This window comes from uncultured Nitratireductor sp., assembly GCF_913053745.1.
GTDB lineage: Bacteria > Pseudomonadota > Alphaproteobacteria > Rhizobiales > Rhizobiaceae > Nitratireductor.
Genome location: NZ_CAJXGF010000228.1, coordinates 1 through 4895, shown reverse-complemented (window position 1 = coordinate 4895; position 4895 = coordinate 1). Strand labels below are relative to the sequence as shown.

At 65.4% G+C, this 4895-nt stretch carries 5 protein-coding genes; 2 read left to right on the top strand and 3 right to left on the bottom strand.

Translation table 11 applies throughout. The features are described 5' to 3' along the window. Together mutL and QZ638_RS22520 are read left to right on the top strand one after the other, a co-directional pair. The coding region (gene mutL, locus QZ638_RS22525; RefSeq protein ID WP_295814816.1) for a DNA mismatch repair endonuclease MutL at nt 1-1554 on the top strand (1554 nt) is incomplete at its 5' end. A gap of 63 nt (nt 1555-1617) precedes the next feature. Beyond that, on the top strand, nt 1618-1848 hold the full coding sequence (locus QZ638_RS22520) for a DUF2093 domain-containing protein (protein ID WP_295814813.1): 231 nt from the start codon (nt 1618-1620) through the stop codon (nt 1846-1848). 1 nt (nt 1849) lies between these two features. Here the strand turns inward: QZ638_RS22520 and lpxK are convergent, their stop codons facing one another. From lpxK to QZ638_RS22505, 3 genes are all read right to left on the bottom strand, one after another. After that, nucleotides 1850-2875: a tetraacyldisaccharide 4'-kinase gene (gene lpxK / locus QZ638_RS22515; RefSeq protein ID WP_295814811.1), complete on the bottom strand. Its 1026-nt coding sequence runs from the start codon at nt 2873-2875 to the stop codon at nt 1850-1852. Further along, nucleotides 2868-4187, bottom strand: a complete 1320-nt coding sequence (gene waaA, locus QZ638_RS22510; protein ID WP_295814808.1) for a lipid IV(A) 3-deoxy-D-manno-octulosonic acid transferase — start codon at nt 4185-4187, stop codon at nt 2868-2870. The genes lpxK and waaA overlap by 8 nt, the downstream gene beginning before the upstream one ends. A gap of 3 nt (nt 4188-4190) precedes the next feature. After that, nucleotides 4191-4895, bottom strand: a 705-nt coding sequence (locus tag QZ638_RS22505) for a lysophospholipid acyltransferase family protein (protein ID WP_295814806.1), incomplete at its 5' end; no start/stop codon positions are given.

Below are 4895 nucleotides of genomic sequence, written 5' to 3'. Positions count from 1 at the left end.
GGCTCGGGGGCGCGGCTTTCGCTGCGCTCGCGGCCCGAAGGGGCCGACAGTGCGGCGGAGATTTCCGTCGAGGGCGGGCGCGTTTCGGCGGTGAAGCCCGTCGCCGCCAATCGCGGCACAACGGTGGAGGTGCGCGACCTCTTTTTCGCCACGCCCGCAAGGCTGAAATTCATGAAGAGCGAGCGCGCCGAAACCGCCGCCATCACCGAAATGGTGAAGCGCATGGCGCTCGCCTTCCCTCAAGCGCGCTTCACGCTGACGGGCTCCGACCGCAACACGCTGGAGTTGCCCGCCGTGCCCGCCGATGGCGAGGGGCTGCTTCGCCGCATCGCGCAGGTGATGGGCCGCGACTTTGCCGAAAACACGCTACCCATCGAGGCCGAGCGCGAGGGCGTGGCGCTTTCGGGCCATGCGTCGATCCCCTCCTTTTCGCGCGGCAATGCGATGCTGCAATATTTTTATGTGAATGGCCGGCCCGTGCGCGACAAGCTTCTGACCGGCGCCATTCGCGGGGCCTATATGGACGCGCTGCCGCGCGACCGGCATGCGGTGGCGGCGCTGTTCATCACGCTCGACCCGGCGCTGGTCGATGTCAATGTGCACCCGGCCAAGGCCGATGTGCGCTTTCGCGATCCGGGGCTGGTGCGCGGGCTGATCGTCGGCGCGATCCGCCATGCGCTGGAGATAAGCGGCATGCGCGCCTCCACCTCCGGGGCCGACGCCATGCTCGCCGCGTTTCAGAGACCGGAGCAGCGGGCAGCGGGCCACGCCGCGCCGCAGCGCTATACGCCGCCACCCCGCCCCGCGCAGCGCCCCTCTGGCGGCTGGAGTGCGGCCACCTCCCCCACCCGCCCGCTGGAGATGAGCACGGCATCGGGCTTTGCCGAGCCCGGCCAGGCGGCATTCGATGTGGGCGCGGCCCTTTCCGCCGATGCGCGCGCGGGCGAAGTGGAGGCAGCGCCGGAGCTGATGCGCACCCCGCTAGGGGCCGCGCGGGCGCAGGTGCATGAAAACTACATCGTCGCGCAGACGGAAGATTCGCTCGTCATTGTAGACCAGCACGCCGCCCATGAGCGCCTCGTTTATGAGGCGCTGAAAGAGGCGCTGCATGCCCGTCCGCTCCCCGCGCAGATGCTGCTTTTGCCGGAGATCGTCGACATGCCGGAAGAGGATGCCGACCGGCTTTCTGCCCATGCGGACTTCCTCGCCCGGTTCGGGCTGGGGCTGGAGCGGTTCGGCCCCGGCGCCATCGCCGTGCGCGAAACGCCGTCCATGCTGGGCAAGGTGGATGTGCCGCAGCTCGTGCGCGATCTGGCCGACGAGATCGCCGAGAACGACACCGCCGACACGCTGAAGGAGCGGATCGACCACATCGCCGCCACCATGGCCTGCCATGGCTCGGTGCGCTCGGGCCGGCGGCTCAGGGCCGAGGAGATGAACGCGCTGTTGCGCCAGATGGAGGCGACGCCCGGCTCCGGCACATGCAATCACGGCCGCCCGACCTATATCGAGTTGAAGCTGACCGATATCGAGCGGCTATTCGGCCGCCGGTAATGCGATGCGCTTGACCTCTGCTTCGAAATATGGCGCAAGGAACCCGATGAGAGGTTTTTACCGATGAACCGTTTTGAAGGATCCGGCGCGCGCGAGGCGCGCATTCGCTATCTGGATGGCGATTTTCAGGTCATGACGCCCGGCGCCTTCGTGCGCTGCGCCGTCACCGAACAGCCGATCCAGCTCGATGATCTGAAATATTGGAGCGTTGCGCGGCAGGAAGCCTATGTGAACGCCGACACCTCGCTCGCCCGCGAGCTGGAAATGCATCCCGAACTCAGGAAGCGTAGCTGATCTATTTGAGCATGCGCGCGCGCCAGGCCTCAATCGTGCTCTCGATGATGGTCACCGGCATGTCGGGCGCATCGAACGCCGCTTCCACCTGCAGCACACGGCAGTGTTCGGCCAGCGCGGAAAGCGCCTCGCTCCCGCCGCGCAGCCGCACCATGTCCTTCTCAGTGGTGATGAGCTGGAGTTCTTCCTTCTCCGCCGCCGCGATCAGGTCGCGCGCATCGTCATCGTCATAGGGGTGATGATCGGGAAAACTCTTCCCCTCCACCACCGCGCCGCCGGCTTGCGCCACACTGTCGAAGAATTTCTTCGGATTGCCGATCCCCGCGAAGGCGAGAAACCGCCCGCCCTTGATCGCGCGCACGCCGCGCGGCTTGAGCCTTGCCTGAAACACCGGCCGCCCCGCCCGCGAAGCCTTGCGCACCACATGGTCGGCCGCGTTTCCCTCCCCCATGGTGAGGATCGCATCCGCATGGCGCAACTGGTCGATCAGCCGCGCTCTCAAGGGGCCGCCGGGAATGACATGGCCATTGCCCAGCCCGCGCCGCGCATCCACCACCATCACCGCATAATCCATGTGAAGCCGCGCGCTCTGGAAACCATCGTCCATGATGATGAAGTCGCAGCCGATGCCGATCAGTTCCCGCGCGCCCGTCAGGCGGTCCGGAGCCACCAGCGTCGGCGCATGCCCCGCCAGAAGCAGGGGCTCGTCGCCCACATGGCGCGCAAGATCCTTCTTCGCATCCACCAGATGCGCCACCGTCATCGAGCCACCATGCCCGCGCGTGAGAAATCCCGGTTTCCGACCAAGCTTCTTTGCCTGTTTTGCAAGCGCGATGGAGACCGGCGTCTTGCCCTCGCCGCCGACAGTGAAATTGCCGACACACAAGACCGGCACATCCACTTTGGCGCGTTTGGCCGAGGCCATGCGATAACCGGCTACGAGGCCATAGAGCGCGGAAAAGGGGGCCAGCCCCCATGCCCGCCAGTCCGCCCCCTCCCACCAGAATGGAGGTGCCTCGCTAGCCATGGCCTGCATCGTCCTCGAGCCGGCTCTTGACGATCAGGGGATGGATATAGGGATCGAGCGCCTGCAGCGTCCGGTTCAGCGCACCCGACATGTCGTCGACCGCGACGCGTCCCGCCTTGATCATGGCGCGGCGCGCCGAATAATTGTTGAGCAGAAAATTCACGCCGCCGGCCAGCATTTCGCCATCGCGCACCAGCCGCGCCCCGCCGGCGTCGATCAGACGGCGGTAGGCATCGCGGAAATTCTGAACATTGCAGCCCGAAAGGACCGCCGTTCCCAGCCGCGCCGGCTCGATCGGGTTCTGCCCGCCTTCGAGCACGAGCGAGCGCCCGACGAAGGCCACTTCGGTCAGCCGAAGATAAAGTCCCATCTCGCCGATCGTATCGCCAAGCAGGACATCCGTCTCCTGCAGCACCGTATCGTTACGGCTGCGCCGCGCCACCTTAAGGCCGCGTTCCGTAAATTCCTCTTCCAGTCCGTCGGCACGCTCGGGATGGCGCGGAACGATGATCGTCAGAAGATCTGGATGGCGCGCCTTCAGTTTCTCGTGCACGTCGGCGGCAATCGCTTCCTCGCCCTGATGGGTGGAAACGGCGGCCCAGGTTTCACGCTCGCCGATCTGCTCTTCGAGCGTGGCAAGAGCTTCCCGCTCCACCGGCGGCGCATGCGTGTCGACCTTGAGATTGCCGGACACGGTAACGGGCCGCGCGCCCAGTGTACGAAAACGTTCGCCATCAACCTCGGACTGGGCGACCACATGCGCGAGGTTCTCGAACAGCGCTTCGGCCAGATAGGCCCGTTTCTTCCATCGCGCGAACGAGCGGTCCGAAAGCCGGCCGTTGACGAGCACCTGCGGGACACGCCTGGCACCCAGTTCCAAAATCGTCATCGGCCAGATTTCGGATTCCGCCATAATGGCCAGATCCGGCTGCCAATGGTTAAGAAACCGGCTGACGGCAGGCTTCAGATCGAGCGGGACATATTGATGGATGACCGATTCGCCGAGCCGCTCGTCGGCCACCTGTGCGGAGGTCACGGTGCCGGTCGTCAGCACGATGTTGATGCCATAGCCAAGCAGATGCTCGATCAGTCCGATCACCGCCATCGTCTCGCCGACGCTGGCAGCGTGCATCCAGATCAGCGGTCCATCCGGGCGCGGGTGACCCGCTCGCCCGTAGCGTTCGTGCCGACGAGCGCGATCTTCCTTGCCCTTGCCTGCGCGCCAGACAATGTAACCGCCAATCAGCGGAAAGGCGGCGGCGCCTGTCCAGCGATAGGTTGTGAGAATGGCGCGCGCCCAGCGTTCACTCATGGATCACTGACCGTCGACCAGAGAATAGGCTTGCCGGGTGGCCTCGTTGAGCGAAGCTGTCACCTCCCGGCGTTTTTCTTCCATCGTGACGTCGTCCGCTTCGCTATCGACATAGATCGGATCTCCCAGCACGACGGCGCTGCGGCCGAAAGGCAGATTGATCGTTGTCTTGTCCCAGGTGCGCTCCAGCACCTTGCGGCGGCTCGTGGCGATGGCGACCGGAACGATGGGCCGGCCCGAAATGCGTGCCAGCGTGACGACGCCGAGCCCGGCTTCGCGCGGCGTGCCGTGTGGAATATCGGCAATCATCGCGACATTGCAGCCGCGATCGATGGTCTTCTTCAGCGTAATAAGCGCCTTCGCGCCACCCTTGCGGATATCGCGTTCTCCCTTGCGCCCACCGGAGCCGCGCACTGTGTCGAAGCCGAGTTTTTCGGCGACGAGCGCGTTCAGTTCCGCGTCGGCGCTGCGCGAAAACATAGCGACGATCTTGTGCTTGCGGGGATTGATGGCCGGGCCGAGGATATGCTGACCGTGCCAAAGGGCGGCAATCGCCGGCGAATGCGCATCGATCGCCGCCTGCAAGTCGTGGGATCCCTCGACACGCGGATTGGTGCGGTCGATCAGGCGAATTGCGCTCGCCATGAACGTTGCCAGCGCCTGTTTCACGAAGCGCGATCTGGCGAGCGGCTTGCGGACGCGACGCCA